This is a genomic window from Paenibacillus solisilvae (assembly GCF_042656405.1).
Classification (GTDB): domain Bacteria; phylum Bacillota; class Bacilli; order Paenibacillales; family Paenibacillaceae; genus Paenibacillus_Z; species Paenibacillus_Z solisilvae.
Map to the genome: position 1 here is coordinate 1 of NZ_JBHSOW010000042.1, position 23795 is coordinate 23795.

Below are 23795 nucleotides of genomic sequence, written 5' to 3' on the forward strand. Positions count from 1 at the left end.
CGAAAAAAGCTATTACGAGCAACTCCAGGTTTCATAAAGTTGTGTCTACTATATTGACATAAGCTCAATATATCCAGTATGGACCTCATATTTAATCAAATTAGCCTGAAATAAGTGTAAATATCCAGTATAGTCGCCACTACGGAGCCCCGGGCTGCACCTTGAGCTGCCCTCACCAAGGTCTTGCCTTCTCCGCCGCGGAGGTTTTGAGTGGTTGTACGACTTTGGTGCGCAGCACCACGGGAGTACAACCACCAAAACCGGAGCCCTATGAGCGAATCAAAGCCACAACCTCAGCCGCCTCAGCACCGCCGGCCTCGGCGTGGTTAACGAGCGGAATACGAGCGGAATTCCATGAGGTCCGAGCTCCTACTTCCTGGGCGGCGTGCATGCGCTCATGAAGATTACAAGCAAACCCGATCCACAGACGGTGAAGCAGGAAAAGCTGCTCGTCATCAAGGATTCCTATGCCCACTGCGTCATCCCGTTTCTCACGCTCCATGTACCGGAAATCGATGTCATCGACATTCGTTATTACAATGGCAGCATAAGCAGCTATATGGCGGAGAACGGCATTACCAATGTACTGTTTCTGTTTAATACGGCAACGTTCATTGATAATAGTGCAATTATGAAGCTGAGTTTCTAGCTGGATGATAGGCATTCCGCATGTATTTGGAAAGCCCTTGCAGTGCGGCAAGGCACGCCAAGAGCGGTTCGCCTACCGCCGACTTACGGACAGCTGCCTCATAGATGGTCCCGCTTCCACTTTTCCCATGTTCCAGAGAGAATTAATACCAGTGTGGTGAGGCTGAGCAGCATTAAGGGTGAAAGTAACTTGGCGAATGGAAACAGCGCAAGAAGCACAATAATACCGAATAAGTAAGGTGCCGGAAGACAGGATGCAATTGCTTTCATAAAAAACAGGTTCCCGATTAAGTATAGGACCGGCCCGCCGATAATAACGGCTGCCGTCTTCAGGTCCGTATGTCCCATGGGATGCATGAGAACGAGCTCATCGGCCACTGCAGAGATAATAATTCCGCTGACAAGGAACAAATGGATATAGGTGTAGGCCGATCGTGCCAGTCTGCTCGGATCATCGGAATGTGTAATATTCTCATGCCCATGATGGGCGTTCGCGTCAAAATACACCCACCACATCGCTACGCTGCCGATGAAGGATACCACAAAAGCAAGGATAGCAGGGGCATTCCAGTCCAAGCCGCCGAAGGTTGCTCCGGTTACAAGAATCGATTCACCGAGGGCAATGATAATGAAGAGGCCGCAGCGTTCCGCCATATGGGAGCCCTCAACATCCCAATCTGTTGTCGGAGTCCGGCCAAGCTTAGGCACCCAGAAGCCCATTGAAGGTGAGATATACTCAATGAACAAGGCAATGATCCATAGTACAAGGCGCAGCCCATCCTCTACAAAAGCCCCCGCAATCCAAAATACGCCGGATACAAGGAACCAGGCCAGGATACGCTGAAAGTTAACGCTCAGCCCCTTGTTCTCTTGACCGATCGCCCAAATGCCGAACAAGTTTCTTCCAATCTGGATAATGACATACGAGAATGCGAATACCATCGCCTTATCTTCAAACGCATCCGGTATGGTGATCGACATCAGCAGCCCGATCAGCATAATGCCGATCAGCAGCAGCCTTACCGCCTTATTCTCCGGATCCAGCCAGTTCGTTACCCATGAGGTAAAGATCCACACCCACCAAACCGCCATCATAATAATTGCAAGATGCAGCAGTCCCATCAGTGTAAAATGCTCCAATAACGAATGCGATAGCTGCGTGACGGCAAATACAAAAATGAGATCAAAGAACAGCTCAATGAAGGAAACCTTCCCTCGGTGCGGTGAATCCTTCTGGCGGAGAAGACCTGCATGACCGGAATTAGTGGACATTACCTCTTAAACACTCCTCTTTCTCTAGCTTTTGTGATCCTATATTACCATAAAGAGTAAGAGAGAGCGGATTAAAAGTGAAGCGCTTGTATGATATGATTACAGGAACAACCGGCTGACACTTCGATGATTCTTAGAAACCCGCAGCGGTGCATGGAGCGCTTGCTGCCAAACGGAGGGATATGTTAATGAGTCAAGGAAATCAGTCTGAGGCTGCCGTTCGTGAGCTCTATCTACAGCTGATTGGCGGCTGGAATGATCGTAACGCGGATATAATGTCCAGCGCATTCGCCGAGGATGGCGAACTAATCGGATTCGACGGAAGCCAGCTTACCGGCCGCGAGTTCATCGCATCGCATGTGCACGGGATTTTCGCAGATCATATTACGCCGCCATTCATTTACAAAATCAAATCTGTCCGGCTCCTCTCATCTGACACAGCTCTCCTGCGGGCTATCGTCGGCATGGTGCCACCTGGTAAGTCTGCGCTGGACCCTAAGCTGAACGCCCACCAGACTCTGGTTGCTGTCAAACAAGAGGAACAATGGCGTGCGGCGTTATTCCAAAACACGCCAGCCCAGTTTCATGGCAGACCGGATTTAGTCGAGCAAATGTCGGAAGAGCTGCAAGCGTAGCTCTTCTTTTTTGCTTCATGGGAGGCTAATAGGTCGCAATGAACCGAAAAAGGCTGCCTCAAGGTCCTTCCAGCCTTTGAGACAGCCATGTATTGTACAATCTTAATTAGGACTGAACCGGACCATTCCGCACAGCTTATTCCTCCAAATCATTCCATCATAATCGATAGTTCTCTTCAGCGGATACATTCAAATAGGCCAAAATGGCGTTTGCCTATCCGCTCATATTGTAAACGCTTAAATAACGCTGAGCGAAGCGGTTGACTCTTGTCTGCAATGACGGCGACAACAGAGGATGAGGGATCGGCGATCCGGTGAATACTTTCAAAGAAACCCTCCACCGGGTTGTCACTGCCGCCCTTCCAGCTTGCAAGGCTACCGTACGGAAGATCGGCAATAATAATATTTGGATGCGTGCATTTACTCTCGTGTCTGTAACAATCATTCACGTCTGCCTGGAAGCATGTAATATTCTGCAAGTTGACGGTTGCGACCAATTGTGCAAGTTGATCCGCGCTGTGAATGGCATCTTGATGAGAGGATTTATTATAAATCCGATATAACTCCTGCAGCTGATTGACCCGCTTCATCAGACCTTCCTGGGACAGCAGAGACAGATTGCGCTCTGCCAGCTGCAGCCGCTCGCTATCAATATCAGAGGCTATGATTTGGCTTAGATTCGGCCCGTGCAATAAGCCTATAACGGTAAGCATATACCCGCCTCCGCAGCAGGGATCATACAGCGAATAGGGTTCTTCAACCCCCCGCTTCCTCAGCAGCTCGAAGCACCGCTGAACGATTTCACTGGCTAGACGGACTGGGAATGAGGTCATGCCGCCCGCCCCGTATAAGACTTTCCCACTGGCAAAATGCTCGTAATTTTCTTTTACTTTCGTATACGTGTAAATCATAGATAAATCACCTGCAGCTTCTGCCGCGCTCCTTCTTTAGTTCGTTAAATTCAATAAGAATGACTTCGCCGCATCATAATCGCGGTTCCTGCCCATTTTGGCGTAGAAACGAAGGCCGTCCAGTCCTTTGTAATAATAAGCACCTAATAACCTCTCGTTAAAATTTGGAAAAGCGATGCCCTGCTGCTCCTGATAGTCACGGAAGGCTTGGATCAAGTTATGAGCAGGAGGCAGTATACCTGCCGCTAGTGAAATATCGATCATAAAGTCCCCATACACCGGGTTGGCGTCAATAATTCCCGTGATCTTGAGGCCATCGGAAAGTGTATTCCAGGCATGGCAATCGTTATGAACAAAATGACGGTGAGGCGCATTGTAGCCGGAGAACGTCATCAGCCTGGCATAACATTCTTCGAATACATCCTTCTCCAGGCAGGTCGTCTTGAATAAGTCATGCCACCCCTCCCAGAAGGTGCCCGTCTGATCTTCTTGATAGAACAGCGTGATATACTCCTGCCAGCTTGAATATCTGCCGCTGCCGCTGGCGTCCAGCCAGCCAAAGCCCGTCGTTGAGCCAACATCGACATGATTCATGACGGATATCTGGTGAATCAAATCAGGAATCAAACCGGCCCGCTGCTCCTCCGTTAAATCAGCCAGCATACCGCCCTCCATCCGCTCGGAGATGGAATAGCTAAGATCGCCAATTTTGCTGAGCGCAAGCATACGCGGGTACGGAACGCCCTGCGAGGCTAACAGCTCTGAGATAAATCGTTCTGTCTCAAAGGCACCCTTCAGTTCATTAAATCGAATCACATAAGGCCGTTCCTCATGCTTAAAGAAAAACACGGCGCTTAAATTACCCCCGGAGACCATCGAGACCTCCTGAACCTGTTTGCCATAATGATTCTTCAATAATGCTTCGACTCCGGCAATGTCCATACTTGGTTTCTCATAAGCTGTCATACGGTTTCCACCCTTCGTTAACCTATTATTGGACGCAAAAAAGCCGGGAATGAACAAACGCTCATTCCCGGCTTCATATAACAAGTCTCCGTATTCAGCCAGGGGTAACGAATAGCTCCCGAGCTTACGGTTCTTGTCTATAAGCAGTGATGATGATTTGATTCACAACAGTGCACACACGAAAGAGGGTACAAGAAAAAGAATCCGTCTGTTCACGGAATCCGCCCAAGCTCATTCGTCTATGCGTTATTCAGTTAAAATTAACCGATAACTTCTGTCAGGAATACACTCATCTTCATCAATGCACTAATCCCACCATTTCAATAATTTCCCTCAGTATATAGGCACTTGGGAATTTTAACAACCCCTAATTTCTCCGCTCGGGTCTACGCAGGGAAAATGATTGCTCGCAATTTACTCACCATGTCTTGGCCGATGATATATCCTTGGGTGCTTTTTGCAATATCAACGAGCAGGCCGGTACTTCCAACCTTGTCGTCGATGTTTAGCACATATTCCTTGCGGGTACCGTCTGTAAAGAAAAGCTTCATGTTAAAAATGCCGCCGTAATCGAGATCGCCTTCCATCCTGCGTGCCTGATTGATGGCCTCGGTGAAGGTAAGGATCGAATCCGCATCATTGAAGGTCTTCAAGGTAAACGGCGGCTTCTCCCACCTCAAGCATATGTCTATACATGTTAAGCTGATGTGTTCGATCTCACCTGCACTTACGCCAGCCGCCCCTTTCTCATTCTCCGCTTGGCAGCCAACCAGTCCAAGTACAAGACCCAACATAATCAATAGTAAGGGTCGAAATGTAACCGACTTTCTCATATTACCCCCCTTAGCCCCGGCTAACCAGCAGATTAATTCTAAAACGCATTCATTTGTTATCTGAATGACGTAATACTACCGGCTAATGTTGCACGCTTCAGCCCCCTTTGAGGTGCTGCGTTCATGAAAATTGGCATATAAGCCGGATGAGCCACTTACCGAGGAGGATTCACAACGCGAATGAAACGCAAAAAAGCCGTCGCGGCTGCGGCGGCTTCAGGCTTAACCCGGCATTGATTAAGGTTCCATATCGTCCGGCGGCCGCTTGCCCCGCTTCAGCTCGCGGATCGAGTAGCCAAAATCCATCTGCAGATGGGGGTAATCCTTGAAGCCCTTCCAATCGCCGCCCCACGTGAATCCAAGCGACTTTGCGACGGCTGCAACCTCCATCCAATCGGGCTGTCCATTATGATTGCCGTCGTATTTCAGATCCCAGATGACCTTCCCCTTCGAGGTCCGAAGGGCAAAATCAATAGCTAAGCCGTAATTGTGGTAGGAAGCGCCGCCCTTGACGTTCGTCACCACCTGCCCGTCATCGCTGCGCCCCTGCTGATACAGGACATCCTGCTCCAACTTGCTGCGGAAGCCATCCGTAATCAAGATGGTTATTCCGAGCTTCTTCGTCTGCTGGATAAGCTCTGTCATCTTCGCGGCCACGACCGGATGCAGCGAGGTTACAGGCGGCAAATCCTCAATCTCAGCTTGAGGCCAAATCCGCTCCCTGACCGGGGAATTCATAAACATCATGCCCGCGAGCGCGAGCAGCATGGCAGCAAGCAGCCACTGCCGACGTCTTGTTCTTCTTTGCCTGACTTGGGCGGGTACGGTAACATACATAGCTCGAATTTAATCCTCCATATTCCGGGTGAAACCTGCCTTCGTACTGCGCCGCGCGCAGCTCACGGCGCGCAGTGTTACGGTACATGCAGGCGGTCAACCTTACTTCTTCTTCGCATTTCGCATGGCCGGGACCAGCTTAACGCCTCCACTCGCCCCGTCATCCAGAAAATGCTGATAATCCGGCGACTCCATCGGAACAAGCGCCATCTTGCCATCCGCATCAAAATGAATGCCCCACCCGTATTTCTTCGGCAGCATCGATGCGCGCAGACAAGGCATAGGCTTGCGGAAAAATTCATCTTTGAGCTGTACTCCCCGCATTGCCAGCTCATCCTCGGGAATTTCCTTGTGACGGACATGAACTTCATATAGAATCTCTTCCTGTGTATAGGTGTAGGGATGATTAGCAATCAGCTCAAACTCAATGCTGGGCTTCGTTCGTCCACTCTTCTTATCCGGCGGGATCATCCCCCTCTGGGCGGGGCAGTCGGACGACACGGTAATCAGCGTGTTGTAATAATTCCAATCCATTCTTGTTCCCTCCTGAGTGTCGTGTACCAAACGGAGTAGGCTTCTCTTTTATTCTATTTGAACCTTTACTATTTTACTAGTTTACCCTATTTCCATGACAATAACGGTCAGTGAAAAATTAATAAGGCCGGAAATCCTGTAAGAAAGAATTTCCGGCCAATGCGGATAAGCGGGCTAAGTTATTCGTGCGCTCGTCCATGTGATCCTCACATGGACGATTGTTCCGTCATTCGCATCCACGGAGGCCGCTATGGAAAGTGTCGTTTCATTTAAGCTGCCCGACAGCGTCATGGCCTTGTCTCCCGGCTTATTCACGTCCTCGTTATACCCTTTAATTCTCAAATATTCCTTATACAATCTCTCGATCCGGACCATTGTCGTCTTGACACTGTAGCTGACCAACTTGCTCCGGCGGCCGTTCTCCACCTTAAATCCCTGCGGAATATCGACCTGCATGGCCCCGTCCGGTATCGGAATATCATCCGGGAAGCCTCCCGGATCTGTCGGCGCCGCCGAAGCAGCCGTCATTGCAGACAGCCTGCCCTCGCCCGCCCATAATCCGGACAGGAGCCCCGCCAGGAGGACCGAGCAGACAATCATATGGATTCGCTTCATCATCGTTTTACCCCGCCATTTTCACATTTTGTCAGCCATGGAATAGCCCAGACTCCTATTGTTCCTCCATTTTCCTTATTTCTATTTATGATTCAGCAATATTTCTCTCCAAAAGCGGGTTCTTCTATGATTTAAAGAGGTGAAAGTCCTCCGCCCCGGGTTCATTTCCATTGCAAAAAGAGCCTCCCGCTAAAGGAGGCTCTCCGCCATTGATTGCTTTATGAATTATGCCGTTCTTTTCTTCATCGACTCTTCCGTTCTGACCCTCACCACTAACCGGTTGTTCATCTCTATTGCCCTCCTAGTTCCATGCCTCACATAAGCTTATGATTTGCGCGCCGTGACTATTAACCGGCTGGCATTCGTCCGTATGCCGTGTTCACTCTGATTCTCTTCAATGAACCGGTGGAGCACCGCATAGTCCGCCGGATCCTCCCCAAAGCCAGGAATAATCGGAGCATGCTTCAGCAGGAAAATCAAATCCTCTGCGGCCCGGTAGTATTCCGCCGTTTCAACATGATGCACAGCTATCTCCTTGAATCCGGCTGCTGTCAGCTCACGAATCATCCTCTCCTGCAGGGTTCCCGCTAATTGGCAGTACCCTTGCCCTCTTCCGAAGGCTTGCTTGAGATTCTGTTTATCCCCCTCTGTCACTTGCTGGGTGAGGAAAATTCCGTTTGCCGCAAGCACCTTCGCTGCCTGCTGAGCATGGAACGGGGCATGGCGGCAGGAGATAATCTGGAAGAACTGTTCCGGGAAATCAATCTGCCCGGCATCCATCTGGATGAACCTTACATTATCCGCTTGCAGCCGATCCCTGTTCACCGCTGCTGTCCTGATCATTCCGGCTGATGCATCAATTCCAACCAACAGCTGAGCCGCATCGCGGAGCTGAAGCAGTGCTTCACCGCCGCCGGTTCCAATATCCAGCAGGAAATCGGATGGTCTGCACGCCTGCCTTACTTCACGGTAAAGGTCTGCAGCCTCACCCTCCACCTGACATCTCACTTTACTGAAATCCCAACCGTTCAGCTTCCCCGCTCTATCGTAAAAAGCCTTATAATCCTTCTCATTCATGGCGGTCATCCACCTTCCAATTTGTTATTCGAAGCTTAGCTGTATCCACTCTCACAGGCAGACCTCTCCCGTGATGGCTGGCACGCGTTTCACCCAGCCCGGCAGCTAGTTACTTCGAACAAATTGGAACTTCATTCCTTCACCCCGTCCATGAATATATATTTAATTGTATATGAACCAGCATGGTTTGACTAGAATAAGAGACCAGCCGCTTCAAACGGATGGTCTCTTCTATACCATACCTCCAAACAACTTAAATCACGAGCATCTTCAGTACCCGGAGCATCTGCTGGCCTTGCGTGCCGAAGGTGGGAACCCATTGTGGAGATGATGATTCAAAATACGCTCATCAGCATGATGCTGAGAATGGCCACCAGAGGTCACCTCATCAAGCAGCAGTGGGGTGTGGATCCCGAGCAGATTTTGACCTATTTGATGCAGTTTATGTCCCAGTTTATCCGGACGAAGCCTGATTTAACTGTGTTTGAGCTTCCAGCGTCTGCTGCCCCGGCTGACCTGACATAATGCCGCATACACCCTCATAAACTGAATATGTTCCGAACTATGCCCTGCGTAACTTCGGAGATATTCTGCTTGAGAGGAGCTGTTACATGGACAATCCGAGCCGCATTCCAGGCTATAATGGCCATATACCCCAGCCCATTCGAAGCGATGGCGCCGGAGCGACAGATCCCGGCCCGCGCGATATCATGCGAGATAAAGAAAATCCCGATATGTATGTTCCTCCGGTTACGGACTCCGGTTTAGTCCCTAATCTGAAGTTCTCGTTCTCTGATGCACATATGCAGCTCAATCAGGGCGGATGGTCGCGGGAGATTACAGTGCGGGACCTGCCCATTGCAACAACCCTTGCCGGCGTGAATATGCGACTTACCCCGGGCGGGGTCCGGGAGCTTCACTGGCATCAGCAGGCGGAATGGGCTTATATGCTGCTGGGCTGCGCCCGTGTTACATCGGTCGATCAGGATGGCCGCAACTTTATTGCCGATGTCGGCCCAGGCGATCTCTGGTATTTCCCCCCGGGGCTTCCGCACTCGATTCAAGGTCTTGAGGAAGGCTGTGAATTTCTGCTCGTCTTTGATGACGGTAATTTCTCCGATCTGAACACGCTGTCGATATCGGACTGGTTCGCCCATACCCCCAAGGATGTGCTTTCTGCTAATTTTGGCGTACCCATCAGTGCGTTTGACTCTATCCCATCCGAGCAGGTGTATATCTTCCAGGACACGGTGCCCGGTTCGCTTGAGAGCCAGCAGGTGCAATCCCCATACGGCACGATTCCTCTAAGCTTCACTCATAAGCTGTTAGCCCAGCCGCCTATTAAAACACCAGGAGGAAGCGTGCGAATCGTGGACTCTTCCAACTTCCCCATATCGAAGACCATTGCGGCTGCACTGGTTGAGATCGAGCCTGGAGCGATGCGGGAGCTGCACTGGCATCCCAATAATGATGAGTGGCAGTATTACCTCACCGGGCAAGGAAGGATGACTGTTTTTACCGGCAATGGCGTTGCCCGTACGTTTGACTACCGGGCCGGCGATGTCGGCTATGTTCCCTATGCAAATGGACACTATATTCAGAATACCGGCACGCAAACGCTGTGGTTTCTGGAGATGTTCAAGAGCGATCGCTTTGCCGATATCTCATTGAACCAATGGATGGCTCTCACCCCGCGCAATCTCGTTCAAGATAACTTGAACGTCGGACCCGAGCTGCTGGATGCGCTTCGCAAGGAAAAGTGGCCTGTCGTGAAGTATCCGGGGTTCTCGTATTACCCGAAATAAGGAGTGCCGGTGATGATGACAAAAGCTGGAACCCCTCTTGATGAGCAGGACCCGGCCTTTTTGGCGCGGCCTATGCTCTGCGCCCTTTGCTGCGGGACATTCTGGCGCTGCATGGTCCCTGCGTCACAATCCCGCTTCGATGAATCAGTCCGTTCAGGCTTAAGGTTTCCGTTTTAGCAAAAATTCGTTAAAATAGGACTAGTGTCTGCAATTGGACTTCAAACACCGTACTCGATATAGAAGGGAACTACTTTACCATGATTATTAAACCTAGAACACGCGGCTTTATTTGCACGACTGCTCATCCCGTTGGCTGTGCGGCTCAGGTTCAAGAGCAAGTGGACTATGTGCAGGGGAAGCCGGCAATTGAAGGACCGCGCAATGTGCTGGTTATCGGTGCATCGGCAGGTTATGGACTTGCTTCCCGGATCGTAGCGGCTTTTGGCGCCGGTGCGAATACGGTTGGCATTTATCGGCAGGGCGAGAGCGTCCGCGGACGGACGGCATCGGCTGGCTGGTACAACTCCGCTGCATTCGAAAAAGCTGCCCAGGCTGCCGGACGCAAGTCCTACAGCGTGACCGGAGATGCGTTCACCGACGAGACCAAAGCCAAAGCAGTCGAGCTGATCCGCTCTAAGCTTGGACAAGTGGATCTTGTTGTCTACAGCGTCGCATCGGCGCGCCGTACGGATCCGGTGACGGGTGCGGCCGCGAATTCTGTGCTTAAGCCGATCGGACAGCCTTATACGAACAAGACGGTTAACTTCCATAACGGCGAAGTTACCCCGATCACCATTGAACCTGCGACACAGGAAGAAATCAACGAAACCGTCGAGGTTATGGGCGGCGATGATTGGCAGCTGTGGATTGATGCCTTGCAGCAGGGCGGCGTATTGGCCGAGGGTGCAACAACTGTTGCTTATTCCTATATCGGCTCCAAAATCACGCAGGCCATCTACCGTGAAGGTACGATCGGTCAAGCGAAGGATCATCTCGAAGCAACAGCGCGGAAATTAAATGATCAGCTGAGCGCAACCGGCGGCCGCGCCTACGTGACGGTCAGCAAAGCACTCGTTACACAATCCAGCTCGGCGATTCCAGTCGTACCGCTGTACATCTCCGCGTTGTACAAAGTGATGAAGGAAAAAGGCATTCATGAGGGCTGCATCGAGCAGACCTATCGCCTGTTCGCAGACCGCCTTTACGCTTCCGAAGGGGTGCCTGTTGATGCGGAAGGCCGCATCCGGATCGATGATTGGGAGCTGCGCGAGGATGTACAGGAGGAAGTTGCGAAGCTATGGGCTGAGGTAACGACGGAGAATATCGAGCAGCTGACGGATCTAGCAGGCTACCGCCGCGAGTTCTTCCAGCTGTTCGGCTTTGAAACCGACGGCGTTGATTACGAAGCTGATGTGGATCCGGTTGTGGAAGTGCCTAACGTTATTTAATCCATTACTGCCGCAGCGCTAACCGAGAAAGGCCGGGAAACTCTTGTCCACCAAGAGGATCGCCGGCCTTTCTGTTCGTTGTCACGCACTGAATTCTTGAGCGGTTATGGCAAACAGCAGATGGTCCTCCCAGACGCCATTAATATGGATACCTCTAAAGCCAAACCCTCCTGCCTGAAACCCGCCTTCTCCAGCACCCTTGCCGATCTCGCCCGTTCCTTGGCATGACTCTCTCTTACAGCCGACCGAAGGCACGCAAGGTTCGTAACGCTTGCAAAGTCATGACGCCCTTTAACTCCAACTCCGCCTTCTGCCACTCTTCGTCATAGCGTCCCCACGCCCAATTCACCGGCCAAGCGCCGTCTTCACCCTGCTGTGTCAGCAGCATATCCAGATCATGCGGAATAACACTGCTATATTTGGCAAAATAGCGAGATGCCGGGGAATCAACGATCTGCAGCGGATAAGCCCCATACGGCTGTCTGTCAGCCGCATGCATAACGACGCAGTTATCCATAAATTCATTCAGCTTAACGGCAATCTGATTATAAGTATCCACGGGCAGCTGATCTGCCAGCCGGACAAAGCACAGCATCTCATGCATCTCGTCCAGCGCGCAGCGCGTATTCAAATAATCCACCGCATACGACGTCACGCTGTCCAGCAGCTTATTCGGCACCAAATCGGAATAGAGGTGAAAGTAGCCCGTAATCTCCGCACCCGGGTTGCCCCATTCCTTCGTAAAGGCTGGATACTCCCACCATATGGCACGCGGTGCCTCTGCCGCCGTAACCGGAATGATTTCCCATCCCGCTATTACCGGATCATACGTTTGAATGAAATACTGAATGGCCCGGCGGACCATCTCATGACCCCCATCCAGCCCGATTCCCGATAAATGCTGGAGGCCCACCGTGGTAGCCAGTGCGGAAGATTGCGGGCTTCTCAGATCAGATTCAAGCCCATGACCGAAGCCTCCATCATCATTCTGATAGGCTGACAATGCTTCCAGAACCGCTTCTTGGCTGCCGGACCCAAACTCATACTCGAATAGCGCCCGCTCCAGCGCCCTGCCGCTATTCATCAGAAATTGTCCAGCCAGCTCGAATTGTTCCTTGGTCAATTTATTCATTGCTTATCCGCCTCCTTGGATTATTCATCATAACGATCACACATCTGCAGAGCGATTTGGCGAATTTCATGCCTCAGAGCAGCAGGCTCCAATACCTCCGCTTCCATCCCAAGGGAATAAAAGAATCGGATGAACCACTGCCATTCCGATGACGGGCACCTACAATCAAGCTCCCACTCTTCATCGCTGACCGCTCGTATGCATTCGCCAATATGCTCGTCCTGTTCCGCACGAAGCATGCCCAGGTAACTGAGCTTTGCCCTGATCCGGATCGGCGCTTCTTCCTGCTGCACCCGGGCTTTACGTTCTTGAACCGACTTATTCAGCTGCTCTTCCGCTTCCGCCGCCCCGTCCATAACCTCTAAGGCATCCATGCGGTCTACGCGAAAAGTCCGTTCCTCCCCATGAGTTATGGAATAGGCTTCGCAGTACCAAAAGCCCCCTGATGTAAACACACGACCGGGCTTCATCTGCAGCCAGCGGCGATGATGCTCGGATCTATAGTAGACTTTCAGCCACCTGGCTTCTGATGTATACGTAAGGAGTTCGCTCAGATAAGGCGCTGTGTAATTACGTTTGGGCATCGCGATCTCCATTTTGCTAAGCAGGGGTTCAATTTGCCTGACGGTGTCCTCGGGAAGTATCTTTCTAATCTTGCCCAGTATCGTCCACCCTCCTGATTGAACGGGGTTTCCTGAAGGCGCGTCATGGACTGAAGGGCGAACAAAATCGTCAGCACTTCACTGGGATTGAGCTGCAGCGGCGCAAGCTGAAACCCCTCCATGATGCGGAACCCTCCGCTTGGTCCCGTCAAGGCGTACAAAGGAATGCCCATCTCGGAGAGGGACTCCATATCCCGCAAAATCGTCCTCTTGGACACTTCAAACTTGTCCGCAAGCGATTGCGCCGTTTCCTGCCGCTGTTGAAGAGCCATGAGTATAGCCAGCAGCCTATCCATACGTTTCACGACGTTTCTGACCTCCATTCACGCTTGTAGGCAGAGTATAGCATAGGATTAGTGACATCTAGTATGTCACCAATAGAAGGGATGTGAAATAAACAAAGCCTTGACCCTTAAAGAGGTTTGTGGCCTGCATGGGTATTCCTATATTCTATTATCTTTCTGCCTTCGGCCTATTTTTATAGTATAATTAGAATTGATGTTCTTATTGCAGGATAGAGGAGATAATAAGATGAAGCTTGTATCATGGAATGTTAATGGTCTGAGGGCTTGCGTGAATAAAGGCTTTAATGATTACTTCAAAGAAACGAACGCCGATATATTCTGTATACAGGAAACTAAGCTGCAGGAGGGCCAGATTAGTCTGGATCATGGCGAAGCGTATTCACAGTATTGGAATTATGCGCTCAAGAAGGGGTATTCGGGAACGGCTGTTTTCACTCGAATGAAGCCGATGTCCGTATGGTACGGCCTGGAAGAGGATTCTGAGGATGAAGGCAGAGTCATTACTCTGGAGTTCGATGCATTCTATCTTGTAAATGTGTATACCCCCAATGCAAGGCGCGACCTGTCCCGGCTTTCGCTCAGACTGGAGTGGGAAGATCGGTTCAGAAGCTATCTGCAGCAGTTAGATGCAAAGAAACCCGTGATCATATGCGGTGATTTGAACGTTGCGCATCAGGAAATCGATCTGAAGCATCCCAAGCCTAATACGGGCAACTCCGGATTCACCCTCGAAGAGCGCGGCAAAATGACCGAGCTGCTGGCTTCCGGGTTTGTAGATACCTTCCGGCATTTCTACCCCGATCAGACAGATGCCTACAGCTGGTGGTCATACATGCCTAAGGTGAGAGAGCGGAACGTCGGATGGAGAATCGACTATTTTCTTGCTTCCGGAAGGCTTGCTCCCGCATTACTTGATGCGCAAATTGACCATCAAGTAATGGGCAGCGATCATTGTCCAGTCATTCTTACGCTAGACGATATCATCCTCTCATAACCAATTCAAATGTTAAATCAATAGGCTGGATATCTCCTGTACGAGGTATCCGGCCTATTGATCGTTTAGCTGTCTATGCGTAGAAATAACCTCACTTTGTTTAGCGTTTCCATCTATATAACCATTGGTTAGTAACCGTTGGTTATAATATAGCCGACGTTAAATTTACTGTCAATCTTTTCTTTTCACCTGCTCTGACCTCCAGTCTTCAATTAGAAAATGTTCCCTTGTATGTCGAGCTTCCTGCATTTACAATTAATGTACAGCAGAAGCAGAAATACGCTAAAAATACGCTATTTGAAGGATATGATGAAGATCAAGCCCAGCATTAGTCAATTAAAGAGTTACTTGGATTCATTATAGTTTCCTATCTGGTGAAGATGACATATGTACAGCCTTCGATAAGAAAACAATCCTAGAGGCAAACAAAGAAGCTGACGTACGGCCCTATATTGTCAAAGTTACTGATAATCTTCATTTGGTTCCTTCTAATGATTTTCTTTCCCTACTACCTCGCTGGTTATATCGGGAATATAAAGGTATCTCGCCAATTAACGTGCTGCGCGAAGCTTTGGCTTTGTTACATAAGGACGATTGCAACTATGTTCCTCAGAATGACACATTCCAGCGATGCATAAGGGACTGGGACACCTGTCATTCATGTTTGATAGCTGGGAGCATGCAGTTTCGGAATCTGAGAATCAGTATGGTAGTCTAGAGCGGAAATTCTGTCTTTCGTGTCAACGTGACACTTCACATATCAAGGAAGGCTGCAGATCAGGCACAGAGATTAAATGAAGATGCTGCGCTTACCATCGCATTTGCAACTGAATACCGCAGTATATCAATAGATCCTTGGCTCCGCAACTAGACGCACAAAACAGCCCCTCTACGCTTTCTAACGATTGAGGTTTTCTCATATTTCGTAATCGCCACCCAGATGCCTTGTAAGCGCCGAATATGCGGTCATCTTCCCCTATTGCTTCCATAACTCCCGGTGTTGCCATGAGTCTTTAACCTAACTTGGTCAAGCCTACAGGCATAAGTACTTTTGGAATACCGCATCCCTGGTCTATAAAACGGATCAAGATATTACGCTTATTTTTGTGTTTAACTTGAATAACGAGTTGCCCTCCGTTTGGCATCGCTTCTATTGCATTTTTAATCACATTCACAAACACTTGTTTAATTAGGTTTTCTTCACACAGGATCAACTGAATATCCGGGTCAATTTCCTACTGATTTGGATGTTATTCATAATGGCCTGGGTATCCATAAGAGCAAGAATAGTATGAATCAACTTTCGTATATCTTTCTGTTTAAAATGGATCACCTGATCAGGTTTAGCAAGGAGAATAAACTCACTAACGTTCGTTCAAGCTCCGCTAACATAATGTCAAAATAACTGCTACTTTCTTTTGTTCTGGATTTCAGCAATTGAATAAACTCTTTTATCGCCGTCAGTGGATTTCTAATTTCGTGTTCGACTCCAGCGGCTAATTGACCAACAGCGGAAAGCTTATCTGATTTTCTCAAAAGTTCATTCGTTCGCTTACGCTCCGTGATGTCTCTGATTACGGTTTGGATTACGGATTTTCCCATGAATTCGTTCACTTTGGTGCTGCAGACTTCAACTTCAACGACTTCTCCGCTCATACGAAACAGCTGATATTCTGAAAACCCCATGATATCTCCCATCAGTACTTGCTTGATATTAGCTGCTGCTGGATGTTGAAGGTCAGGATGGATGAAGTCAAGTATCGATTTTCCGACGAGTTCCTCTTGACTCACCGCTCCAACAAGTTTGATTCCCGCATCATTCAAATAGACGAGAATGCCCTCACTGTGTACGGCAATCGGTTCAGGTAAGAGTTTAAGGAGATGATGATAACGTTGACCGTTTTCGCGAAGCATTGCTTCGGCTTGCTTATATTCCGTGATAGCCACAATTTGATGAATATAATAGAGACGTTTATTGGGGATATCACCATATCGGTTACTGCTTAACATAACCCACACCGTATGGCCAAGTTTATGTATGTACCGTTTCTCCAATTGAAAAGAAGAGATTTGTCCACTCATCATTTCTATTGCATATTTTTTGCTGAGTTCGAGATCATCCGGATGGGTGATTGATTGAAAATCTAACGAAAGCAGTTCCTCTTCCGAATAGCCCGTAATATCACAAAATGAATGGTTCATTTTCAGAAAACGTCCGTTTGTCGCAACAATGCTCTACCGTTCTTCGAATAATCAAATGCATGACGGAAAATATTATCACTGGGCAAGAATTGTATGTCTCTATTCTTTTGTCCGTCATCCGTCAAACCGAGTTCCCATTCGGTGTTATTGGTTCTATAGGTCATAATTTCCCTAACTGTTTAAACCATATATTTTGATATTCGACAAATAAGGCTATTAGTCCTGCAGCAAAATCCTCTTGCATGCCTACGATGGAGTGCTTTCAAAAGTAGAAATCCCCTACGTAGGGTCTATTCCTAAATATGAAGAACATTCTCCATATTTCCTGTCCCCTTTGCACGGATGCGTGGACTGTTAGAAGCCAAGACACCTCGACTAATGATTTCTCTTCTTATATATCCCCCTTCTTTACTATCATGCCCTACACCTCTCTGAAAGAAATACAAAAACTACCATTTTAAAACGTTAGTTATATGCAACAAATACGCTGTCATTCACTACCTTTCATTTTTAGAAACTAGTATCCTTTTATCTGCACACTAAAAAGAAGAACGCCCTCGCCTTCCTTTAATCAAACATTGCCGTGTTCTATGCAAGCTTAAAACCAAAACCATTTCTTTTTCATTGATTTTGGTTCCCATATCTCCACTGGATTACTATGTAACACACAATGAGCATTTGTTTGAAAATAGTCCGCATGTGAATCACTGGTTTGTTTTTGGAGATAATAGTAAGCTAATTGTAGTTCCGGTGTTCGTCTTTGATTGTCATGTGCATCCGAAGCCATCAAATGGGCATAATTTCGTTGACACAGATCCAAAGCTACTTTTTGAATTTTCTTCCCAAATAAGCCTTGCAACGAATGCGATGTAACTTGGCCCAAAGCCCCCAGTTCGATAAACGGGATGAGTTTTTCTGGGTCATCCATAACTTCCAGATTTCTCTCAGGGTGCGCGATGATGGGAACCAGATCCATCAACCGCAGTTCATAAAACAAGGAGTGAGAATATTTTGGAATATGCGTAGTTGGAAATTCTAAGAGTAAGTACCGGGAATAATTTAAAGAAAGTAATAGATCTCCCCTGTTTAAATCATCCAGTAAACCATCATAGACTCTGATTTCTTGCCCCGGATATAGAGTCAGATCAATTCCACACGTTTCAAGATAATGGTTCAACTCGGATACAGCATTCTCTACCGCCAGAGCTTCATTGACGTATTTTCCATTCGCATGATGGGGAGTTGCGATCATATGATGGATGCCCTCTTTACAAGCCCGTTTTGCCATTTCAATAGAGTCTTCCCTAGAGGACGGACCGTCATCCAATGTCGGCAGTATATGTGAATGAATATCGATGATAATAGCCCCTCCCTTCTATCTTGATACTCCCTTAATCCGATTATTGATACGTACAGAACGATATGTCACCGTGATCTACTTGTATTTGTATTTTATCATTTCTTATAAAACTGCGAAACCATGTCCAGTAGCTCAAGATACCTTCAGCTTCGGCATAGTGTTCAGCGGTAACAAGACCCAAAAGCTCTGAACATTCAACAATTTGATGAGAGCTAAGTACATACAACTATTCTTTCGTAAATAATGTTATCTGACTATCCCTCTCCCTCAGGACCCCTCATTAAATACGAACAATTATTTGGTGCATTGAATATTAACCATTTGTTCGGAGTGATGAGAGATTAAAAAAGAAAAGCCAACTACGCTAACTTCCAAGCCCAGTACATTCTGGGGCCAAAGGCTCCGCAACTTCCCAATTCCATCAAATACCTATGCATGATACTCCCTTAATCCGATTATTGATATGTAAGATACGATAAAAAGATAAATGAAAACAAGTAAAGAACATTAAATACATCTCAATATTTTTATTAATTCTCCGTGACCTACTTGTCTTGTCATTTCTTATAAAACCGCGAGACCTCGTCCATTAGCTTCGGCATGGTAGAGTACTGGACGTCTTGCCCCACCGGTCACGTGATCATCCTATGTGACATCTAAGTTGTAATAGTCCTCGCAGTCTTCACTTAGTTCTATGCATGAACAATTCTATAAGCAATTCCATTAGCTGTTCCCTCATCAATACCCGCATATTGAGCTTTAAATCGGCTAAAACGCTGACAGCAATGGCATTAAACAATGAGCCATACATCTTATAGAAATCTGCCGAAATCGTATTGTTCTTATAATTCTCGAATCATATGCATTATCAGCAAATACTTATCAATGGCAAGCTCTTTCTCGTAATCAGTCATCTCCGGCTTCACGATCGCCTTGAATCTTTCTCACCTTAGCTTTGTATCTGCTTTTTCGAGAAAAGGTCATACCCTTTGCTTATAGGGATTACTTTCCATCGCATTCACGACTGCAAACAGCATCATAAAAGTGAAGAGAATCCCTACAAACCGTTTCCTCAACTTAGGGAAATTAAACCAAAGACAAAAAAACACTAACCCTTAAAATGCCAGCAAGTGCACTGCGTGTCCCTGAATATAGCATATTTAAAAATAAGAAATTTAGCCGCTAAAAAACAGAACTGTTTTCTTTCTATTATTGGCTGTCAAAGTAAGTATGATAGCTAACAAAAGCATAATAACGGTAACTTCCATAAAGATCCAGATTGCAAAGAAAAGACTCTACTCGCCCTGTTCCATCTATAAACGGAAGAAATTCTGTTGAGCTGGAACTGTTGTTTTGGCTACCATTGTCTTCTTCATGCCCCCTTTTTGCTCCTATAATGTTTTGAAAATTGACACCGAGACTAGCTGAATGCTGATCATTCTCGAAAGTATGTTCATCGCTATCAATAAAAAAAAAGGCCTATAAGGCCTGTGAACTTATACTTAATTTACTGGGTTTCCTGTGATGAGCGAATTCCCTAGAAAGATCCCGTAGATTTGACTACAGTTAATTCTGGACCAGTCAATTTTCTTGATGGTTTCATCCTTAAAAACGGACGTTCCACAAGATGCCACGAAATAAACGAGAGAATGAGTATTAGTGGCAGGGAGATCAAAAAGTTTTGAATCGGGATGAGGTCGTTTTTCATGAAATAAGTAACGAGTTGTTGGACTGGGAATGCGAAAATATAGACACCGTAGGATAAGTCTCCGAACTTGGAAATACCATGCAACTTTATACCCGGCGTGAGGGCGAAATAAAAGATCGCGTATCCGCCAATAATAGGAAATATTTCATTAAAAAAACCGAATTGGAGTGAGGCTACACAACTCAGCAAGGATGCAACGAACAGATATATATTTTGCGGAATTTTGGATCTGTACAAATAGTAAAGCATCCCTACAAAGAAAGAGAGCGAAAACCTTGCCATATCGTTGATGTATTTACCGAGCACCTCTGTTCCCGGCAACATGTGGTATACGAGGTTGAGTATCAATAAGGAAATCATAATTCGCTTATTGATTAACCGTAAAACACCGGCAATTGCGACGAATATGTAGCAAAGCAGCTCATATTTCAAAGTCCAAAGCGAACTATTCACCGCATCTGGATATATGTTATCTGAGAAGACACCGGGAAGATTTAAGTCAGGCGCGAAAGTGGTCGCTCTAGAGAGATAAATATACGTTGACTTATCGGAAAGGTAATCTATTATATGGAAATTTGTTGCAATCGGACCCACCACAAACATGCAAAACAGGACAGACAACGTTAAACCCGGAAAGATACGTAATGATCGTGCTTTGATGTATGACCATAAGTCAGGTGTACGTTCAAAACTCCGGCTAATTAAAAAGCCACTTGTGACGAAAAAGATAATGACTGCGATTGAACCTAATGATGTCTGTCCATGTGAAAACACATAGACCGGTTCAATCGTAAAATCACCTGTGGTAAGGTGAAAGCAGTGTGAGAAAACTACGGCTACAGCGGCTATTAGCCTTACAAAGTCCAAGTTGTTCTTACGACCTTGCATTAAATCCGACAGCATGACTTTCAAAATAATTCCTCCGTAGTAATTATATAATACAAATTTTATCATATAATTTGTAGCCGTGCAGTTATCCTTTTAACTAATGAAGATGGATTAGCGGAACGCGTGTTCGCGAGATAAGTGCTGTACATGATGCTCTGAAAACAGCCGAATACGGCGCTGTTGTCATTACCAAACAAAATCTCTTTCGCCTGAATCATACCGTGCTATTAGATTGGCTTTGTTTATCGCACCAAATATACCTAATGGTACCTTCTTATACTCCTCCAGCATGAACCTGGCATTATATACGGTATCCTTCCACCGAGGTTCTTCCATTTCCATTACCTCCTTTCTCATAACAAAAAGTCAACCTAGTGAGTGACTTCGGTTTCGTATTGAGTTATCTTTATTCGTACTTAGTTACACAGGCGGTGTTAAAAATCGAGCCCACCAATAGATGCACATGCGACTGCTCGTGCTTTAACGCTCCGCTCAAAAGCATAAAAGCATATGCACTTTGCTACTAGAGAGGAAGAAAGACAAAATCATTATACCAAACCGTGTAAAAGTCAAATCTAGTTGTTTTCACCATATCGATTAGGAGCGATCTTTCGAACGATCGTTCCTGTTCACCGGGACGCTTTTTTAAAACATAATCTGTCATTTAATACAATGTGGACGAACTTGCTCCAAGTCTTAGCTGGCAAAATACAACGTTAAACAATTCAACTAACGAATCAACTTTAATTAAGCACTCATTTTGGGTGCTTTTTCTTTTGTAATGAACTTCCTTGATTTGGATGCCTCTTAATTCAGCATACGAACTTCTTTTGTTAGACTTGAAAAACGCCGCTAAACTTCCCGGCGTAACTTGCTTTTTATAATAATTTTTCGCAGTAGATAAAAAAATAATAATGCGGCAAATGCCCCGGTTGAATCAATAAAAACATCAGATACCGTAGGAGTGCGCCCCGTTTCGAATATTTGATGTATTTCATCTGTCGCTCCGTAAAAAGTTGCAAAAACCCAAGCTTTTATCAGAGCATTTTTCCATCCCCAAATAGCCAGTAATACTAATATGGCTAACACACCAAACATGGTTACATGTGCCGTTTTCCGAATCCCAAAATCTAGTTTGTGTACAGTTATAGGCGGCGCATTAGTTTCAGCCCTTATTATTGAACTTGTATTTTCACTAGTAGCCGCTGGAGACGATGTAATGATAAAGACCAGGGTACACCATGAAATTACTAAACACCAATAAACCCAACGTTGATTCAACACGCGTTGTTCACCTCCAATAATTGACCTTGACCATACAAATAGTTCATGAATTTGTGAAATGAGTTGTATCGGGCTTCCCGGTGAGCCATACGATAATCACTCCTTCTTTTGTTTATTTGAGTTCTCCTTATCTTATTTGTTGAACTCGGGCAGTTCTGAATTTATCAGTACTTGAACGACTTCAATCCGTTTTCAGAAAATGACTTCCACGCCTGCAATTTATTATCCTGAAGGCGCCTCGCGGTGTCGCAGTATCTCCTTGAACACTTCACTGTCGGTTACAGTCTTATAGTAGCTAAATCCTCTGTTGCGATCTTCTAACTGGTTAGATATTCATCAAATCTTTCTTTTTGTAATAATTTCCTTTCAATTTCTCTTTTCTGCTAGAATTACAGAAAGAAAGGAGGTGCTCCCCGGATTTTATCAAAAATAGAGTTAATGTAAAAGCCTCATCCGTATTATAATGCAATAAACGTAATTAATGATGGAAGATTCTTGAAATTACAGTGGATCAAAACTTAAAGTTGCTAACCAATTTTGCACGAATTGAAGCTGAGCTAATAGATCCTGAGAAAATACAGCTTTCAATTTACGTTTATTTCCCCTTTCTGTTCTGTTTTTGGTTCCATTGCTCCGTTAGGAACATAGGCCGCTTCTGCTTCCCGATGACATTTGCAATTTCTTCTGGGCTAAGCTGGTAAGGTATCACAGGTCCAGATCCCGTGGATTTAGATTCGATCTGTTTTCTTGGAATTGGTGTTCCGATCGTTACCACCTCCGGGATTGAACTCTGCAAATTCGGTTTCATTGTTCGTCATGGTCGACATGCCATCCCAAGTCGTGCGGATCTCCTCGGTCTTCGCTTCTACCACGCCTTCTGCTTCGGTGTCAATATAATGCCACGCATATCCGTAATGTTCCTGCGCCTTGGCGTAAGCTCGATGTGTAAAACGTCCATAGCCATTCGAAACTTCTCTAGAGACAGGTTTTTTATTTCTAGAAGAAGCGGCGAAACTGATCATCGTTCATAAACACTTCGCCTCCAACTCATACTCCATATATTTCCGCCTAATGTTGACCCTTTGATGTATACCTTGGTGTGTTACCCTAATTTCTTGCCGATTTCTTTGTTATGCTAAAGCATTGGCAGGTCTGAAAGTGAGTTATTACCACTATGCACGCACGAAAACAACTCTCCGGAAGATGAGGCAGTGCGAGGCAGATGATCTATGTCCTGACAAACAGACCGCATGGTGTGCGCGATTTGGTTAAAGAAGGTCGAGCGTTTATCTGGTAATCCCGTGACGATCTACACCTGAGCCAGCTTCGCTAAGTCTTACCTAGTCAAGGAACTGGCAGCGTGGCTGCTCTGGATCGCGCACTGCGACACAGATAAACCCATGGATAATAGCACATGGGATAGGTGGTCCGTCATACACTTCTATACTTCAAGCGGATGGGTCGATGGGATCATGGCAACGTGGACGTCAACGCCATTGAAGCAACCTTCTTCGATACGCACGCTCGCTGCCTATGGCCGTGCGGAGTACGGGCAGTTACAGAGCTGCTTGGTGTCGATGTATCTTGGAACGGAGAAGTGAAGAAGGTATTTTTCTATAAATATGTGCTATACCCCCGCTGGCCTTGGCTGTCGGGGGTATTCCATATTTAAAAGGAGA

Annotated in this window: 25 protein-coding genes and 1 pseudogene; 7 read left to right on the top strand and 19 right to left on the bottom strand. The window is 46.8% G+C overall.

Annotated features, from left to right (window positions below):
- Window positions 1-397: 397 nt before the first annotated feature.
- Window positions 398-649, top strand: coding sequence for a hypothetical protein (locus ACFPYJ_RS11970; RefSeq protein ID WP_379188375.1), 252 nt, complete (start codon window positions 398-400; stop codon window positions 647-649).
- Window positions 650-747: 98 nt separating this feature from the next.
- Here ACFPYJ_RS11970 and ACFPYJ_RS11975 read toward each other — a convergent pair whose 3' ends face one another.
- Entirely contained in the window at window positions 748-1920 is a 1173-nt protein-coding gene (locus ACFPYJ_RS11975; RefSeq protein ID WP_379188376.1) for a low temperature requirement protein A, read from the bottom strand.
- A 188-nt stretch (window positions 1921-2108) separates the two neighbouring features.
- Between ACFPYJ_RS11975 and ACFPYJ_RS11980 the strand changes: the two genes are divergently transcribed.
- Window positions 2109-2555, top strand: a complete 447-nt coding sequence (locus tag ACFPYJ_RS11980) for an SgcJ/EcaC family oxidoreductase (RefSeq protein WP_379188377.1) — start codon at window positions 2109-2111, stop codon at window positions 2553-2555.
- 176 nt (window positions 2556-2731) lie between these two features.
- On the opposite strand, the gene ACFPYJ_RS11985 is transcribed toward ACFPYJ_RS11980, so the two are convergent.
- The 7 genes from ACFPYJ_RS11985 to ACFPYJ_RS12015 all read right to left on the bottom strand — a co-directional run bounded on the left by ACFPYJ_RS11985 (window position 2732) and on the right by ACFPYJ_RS12015 (window position 8328).
- The gene (locus ACFPYJ_RS11985) at window positions 2732-3466 is read right to left on the bottom strand and encodes a hypothetical protein (RefSeq protein WP_379188378.1); all 735 of its coding nucleotides are present in this window, start codon (window positions 3464-3466) and stop codon (window positions 2732-2734) included.
- Window positions 3467-3502: 36 nt separating this feature from the next.
- On the bottom strand, window positions 3503-4432 hold the full coding sequence (locus ACFPYJ_RS11990; RefSeq protein WP_379188379.1) for a phosphotransferase family protein: 930 nt from the start codon (window positions 4430-4432) through the stop codon (window positions 3503-3505).
- A gap of 386 nt (window positions 4433-4818) precedes the next feature.
- The gene (locus ACFPYJ_RS11995; RefSeq protein ID WP_379188380.1) at window positions 4819-5265 is read right to left on the bottom strand and encodes a YhfM domain-containing protein; all 447 of its coding nucleotides are present in this window, start codon (window positions 5263-5265) and stop codon (window positions 4819-4821) included.
- Window positions 5266-5502: 237 nt separating this feature from the next.
- Window positions 5503-6102 (bottom strand): M15 family metallopeptidase, encoded by a 600-nt coding sequence (locus ACFPYJ_RS12000; RefSeq protein ID WP_379188381.1) that lies wholly within the window; start codon window positions 6100-6102, stop codon window positions 5503-5505.
- 102 nt (window positions 6103-6204) lie between these two features.
- The gene (locus ACFPYJ_RS12005; RefSeq protein ID WP_379188382.1) at window positions 6205-6636 is read right to left on the bottom strand and encodes a DUF6157 family protein; all 432 of its coding nucleotides are present in this window, start codon (window positions 6634-6636) and stop codon (window positions 6205-6207) included.
- Between the two features lie 174 nt (window positions 6637-6810).
- Window positions 6811-7254 (bottom strand): hypothetical protein, encoded by a 444-nt coding sequence (locus ACFPYJ_RS12010; RefSeq protein ID WP_379188383.1) that lies wholly within the window; start codon window positions 7252-7254, stop codon window positions 6811-6813.
- 321 nt (window positions 7255-7575) lie between these two features.
- A complete protein-coding gene (locus tag ACFPYJ_RS12015) occupies window positions 7576-8328 on the bottom strand; it encodes a class I SAM-dependent methyltransferase (protein WP_379188384.1) in 753 nt (250 codons plus the stop codon).
- A 321-nt stretch (window positions 8329-8649) separates the two neighbouring features.
- Here ACFPYJ_RS12015 and ACFPYJ_RS12020 point away from each other — a divergent pair, with 321 nt between their 5' ends.
- The 3 genes from ACFPYJ_RS12020 to fabV all read left to right on the top strand — a co-directional run bounded on the left by ACFPYJ_RS12020 (window position 8650) and on the right by fabV (window position 11581).
- Complete coding sequence (locus ACFPYJ_RS12020) at window positions 8650-8853, top strand: hypothetical protein (RefSeq protein WP_379188385.1); 204 nt, start codon at window positions 8650-8652, stop codon at window positions 8851-8853.
- Window positions 8854-8939: 86 nt separating this feature from the next.
- Complete coding sequence (locus tag ACFPYJ_RS12025) at window positions 8940-10133, top strand: oxalate decarboxylase family bicupin (protein ID WP_379188386.1); 1194 nt, start codon at window positions 8940-8942, stop codon at window positions 10131-10133.
- A gap of 257 nt (window positions 10134-10390) precedes the next feature.
- Window positions 10391-11581: an enoyl-ACP reductase FabV gene (gene fabV, locus ACFPYJ_RS12030; RefSeq protein ID WP_379188387.1), complete on the top strand. Its 1191-nt coding sequence runs from the start codon at window positions 10391-10393 to the stop codon at window positions 11579-11581.
- Between the two features lie 81 nt (window positions 11582-11662).
- On the opposite strand, the pseudogene ACFPYJ_RS12035 reads toward fabV, so the two are convergent.
- The 4 genes and pseudogenes from ACFPYJ_RS12035 to ACFPYJ_RS12050 form a co-directional block, all read right to left on the bottom strand.
- A pseudogene (locus ACFPYJ_RS12035) lies at window positions 11663-11810 on the bottom strand (GNAT family N-acetyltransferase); the annotation flags it as partial.
- A 6-nt stretch (window positions 11811-11816) separates the two neighbouring features.
- The gene (locus tag ACFPYJ_RS12040) at window positions 11817-12713 is read right to left on the bottom strand and encodes a hypothetical protein (RefSeq protein WP_379188388.1); all 897 of its coding nucleotides are present in this window, start codon (window positions 12711-12713) and stop codon (window positions 11817-11819) included.
- Window positions 12714-12733: 20 nt separating this feature from the next.
- On the bottom strand, window positions 12734-13297 hold the full coding sequence (locus tag ACFPYJ_RS12045; RefSeq protein WP_379188389.1) for a helix-turn-helix transcriptional regulator: 564 nt from the start codon (window positions 13295-13297) through the stop codon (window positions 12734-12736).
- A complete protein-coding gene (locus ACFPYJ_RS12050) occupies window positions 13264-13671 on the bottom strand; it encodes a helix-turn-helix transcriptional regulator (RefSeq protein ID WP_379188436.1) in 408 nt (135 codons plus the stop codon). Before ACFPYJ_RS12050 ends, ACFPYJ_RS12045 begins: the two co-directional genes overlap by 34 nt.
- 235 nt (window positions 13672-13906) lie before the next feature.
- Here ACFPYJ_RS12050 and ACFPYJ_RS12055 point away from each other — a divergent pair, with 235 nt between their 5' ends.
- The gene (locus ACFPYJ_RS12055; protein WP_379188390.1) at window positions 13907-14674 is read left to right on the top strand and encodes an exodeoxyribonuclease III; all 768 of its coding nucleotides are present in this window, start codon (window positions 13907-13909) and stop codon (window positions 14672-14674) included.
- A 1013-nt stretch (window positions 14675-15687) separates the two neighbouring features.
- Here the strand turns inward: ACFPYJ_RS12055 and ACFPYJ_RS12060 are convergent.
- The 7 genes from ACFPYJ_RS12060 to ACFPYJ_RS12090 all read right to left on the bottom strand — a co-directional run bounded on the left by ACFPYJ_RS12060 (window position 15688) and on the right by ACFPYJ_RS12090 (window position 23138).
- On the bottom strand, window positions 15688-15888 hold the full coding sequence (locus tag ACFPYJ_RS12060) for an ATP-binding protein (protein WP_379188391.1): 201 nt from the start codon (window positions 15886-15888) through the stop codon (window positions 15688-15690).
- A 115-nt stretch (window positions 15889-16003) separates the two neighbouring features.
- Entirely contained in the window at window positions 16004-16906 is a 903-nt protein-coding gene (locus tag ACFPYJ_RS12065) for a PAS domain S-box protein (RefSeq protein WP_379188437.1), read from the bottom strand.
- Window positions 16907-17474: 568 nt separating this feature from the next.
- The gene (locus tag ACFPYJ_RS12070) at window positions 17475-18239 is read right to left on the bottom strand and encodes a tyrosine-protein phosphatase (protein ID WP_379188438.1); all 765 of its coding nucleotides are present in this window, start codon (window positions 18237-18239) and stop codon (window positions 17475-17477) included.
- A gap of 1534 nt (window positions 18240-19773) precedes the next feature.
- Window positions 19774-20847 carry an acyltransferase family protein gene (locus tag ACFPYJ_RS12075; RefSeq protein ID WP_379188439.1) on the bottom strand — a complete coding sequence of 358 codons (1074 nt, stop codon included), beginning with the start codon at window positions 20845-20847 and terminating at the stop codon, window positions 19774-19776.
- 171 nt (window positions 20848-21018) lie between these two features.
- The gene (locus ACFPYJ_RS12080; RefSeq protein WP_379188392.1) at window positions 21019-21168 is read right to left on the bottom strand and encodes a hypothetical protein; all 150 of its coding nucleotides are present in this window, start codon (window positions 21166-21168) and stop codon (window positions 21019-21021) included.
- A 516-nt stretch (window positions 21169-21684) separates the two neighbouring features.
- Window positions 21685-22113: a VanZ family protein gene (locus ACFPYJ_RS12085; protein ID WP_379188393.1), complete on the bottom strand. Its 429-nt coding sequence runs from the start codon at window positions 22111-22113 to the stop codon at window positions 21685-21687.
- 731 nt (window positions 22114-22844) lie between these two features.
- A complete protein-coding gene (locus ACFPYJ_RS12090) occupies window positions 22845-23138 on the bottom strand; it encodes a hypothetical protein (protein ID WP_379188394.1) in 294 nt (97 codons plus the stop codon).
- Window positions 23139-23596: 458 nt separating this feature from the next.
- On the opposite strand from ACFPYJ_RS12090, the gene ACFPYJ_RS12095 reads away from it, so the two are divergent.
- Complete coding sequence (locus tag ACFPYJ_RS12095) at window positions 23597-23788, top strand: hypothetical protein (protein ID WP_379188395.1); 192 nt, start codon at window positions 23597-23599, stop codon at window positions 23786-23788.
- Window positions 23789-23795 lie beyond the last annotated feature (7 nt).

Coding starts and splice junctions, on each gene's coding strand:
- fabV (WP_379188387.1), top strand. CDS start 10,391: ATGATTATTAAACCTAGAACACGCGGCTTTATTTGCACGACTGCTCAT.
- ACFPYJ_RS12075 (WP_379188439.1), bottom strand. CDS start 20,847: ATGCTGTCGGATTTAATGCAAGGTCGTAAGAACAACTTGGACTTTGTA.
- ACFPYJ_RS12000 (WP_379188381.1), bottom strand. CDS start 6,102: ATGTATGTTACCGTACCCGCCCAAGTCAGGCAAAGAAGAACAAGACGT.
- ACFPYJ_RS11975 (WP_379188376.1), bottom strand. CDS start 1,920: ATGTCCACTAATTCCGGTCATGCAGGTCTTCTCCGCCAGAAGGATTCA.
- ACFPYJ_RS12050 (WP_379188436.1), bottom strand. CDS start 13,671: ATGGATAGGCTGCTGGCTATACTCATGGCTCTTCAACAGCGGCAGGAA.
- ACFPYJ_RS12090 (WP_379188394.1), bottom strand. CDS start 23,138: ATGATCAGTTTCGCCGCTTCTTCTAGAAATAAAAAACCTGTCTCTAGA.
- ACFPYJ_RS11985 (WP_379188378.1), bottom strand. CDS start 3,466: ATGATTTACACGTATACGAAAGTAAAAGAAAATTACGAGCATTTTGCC.
- ACFPYJ_RS11980 (WP_379188377.1), top strand. CDS start 2,109: ATGAGTCAAGGAAATCAGTCTGAGGCTGCCGTTCGTGAGCTCTATCTA.
- ACFPYJ_RS12055 (WP_379188390.1), top strand. CDS start 13,907: ATGAAGCTTGTATCATGGAATGTTAATGGTCTGAGGGCTTGCGTGAAT.
- ACFPYJ_RS11995 (WP_379188380.1), bottom strand. CDS start 5,265: ATGAGAAAGTCGGTTACATTTCGACCCTTACTATTGATTATGTTGGGT.
- ACFPYJ_RS12005 (WP_379188382.1), bottom strand. CDS start 6,636: ATGGATTGGAATTATTACAACACGCTGATTACCGTGTCGTCCGACTGC.
- ACFPYJ_RS12025 (WP_379188386.1), top strand. CDS start 8,940: ATGGACAATCCGAGCCGCATTCCAGGCTATAATGGCCATATACCCCAG.
- ACFPYJ_RS12045 (WP_379188389.1), bottom strand. CDS start 13,297: ATGCCCAAACGTAATTACACAGCGCCTTATCTGAGCGAACTCCTTACG.
- ACFPYJ_RS12080 (WP_379188392.1), bottom strand. CDS start 21,168: ATGGAAGAACCTCGGTGGAAGGATACCGTATATAATGCCAGGTTCATG.
- ACFPYJ_RS11970 (WP_379188375.1), top strand. CDS start 398: ATGAAGATTACAAGCAAACCCGATCCACAGACGGTGAAGCAGGAAAAG.
- ACFPYJ_RS12015 (WP_379188384.1), bottom strand. CDS start 8,328: ATGAATGAGAAGGATTATAAGGCTTTTTACGATAGAGCGGGGAAGCTG.
- ACFPYJ_RS11990 (WP_379188379.1), bottom strand. CDS start 4,432: ATGACAGCTTATGAGAAACCAAGTATGGACATTGCCGGAGTCGAAGCA.
- ACFPYJ_RS12040 (WP_379188388.1), bottom strand. CDS start 12,713: ATGAATAAATTGACCAAGGAACAATTCGAGCTGGCTGGACAATTTCTG.
- ACFPYJ_RS12010 (WP_379188383.1), bottom strand. CDS start 7,254: ATGATGAAGCGAATCCATATGATTGTCTGCTCGGTCCTCCTGGCGGGG.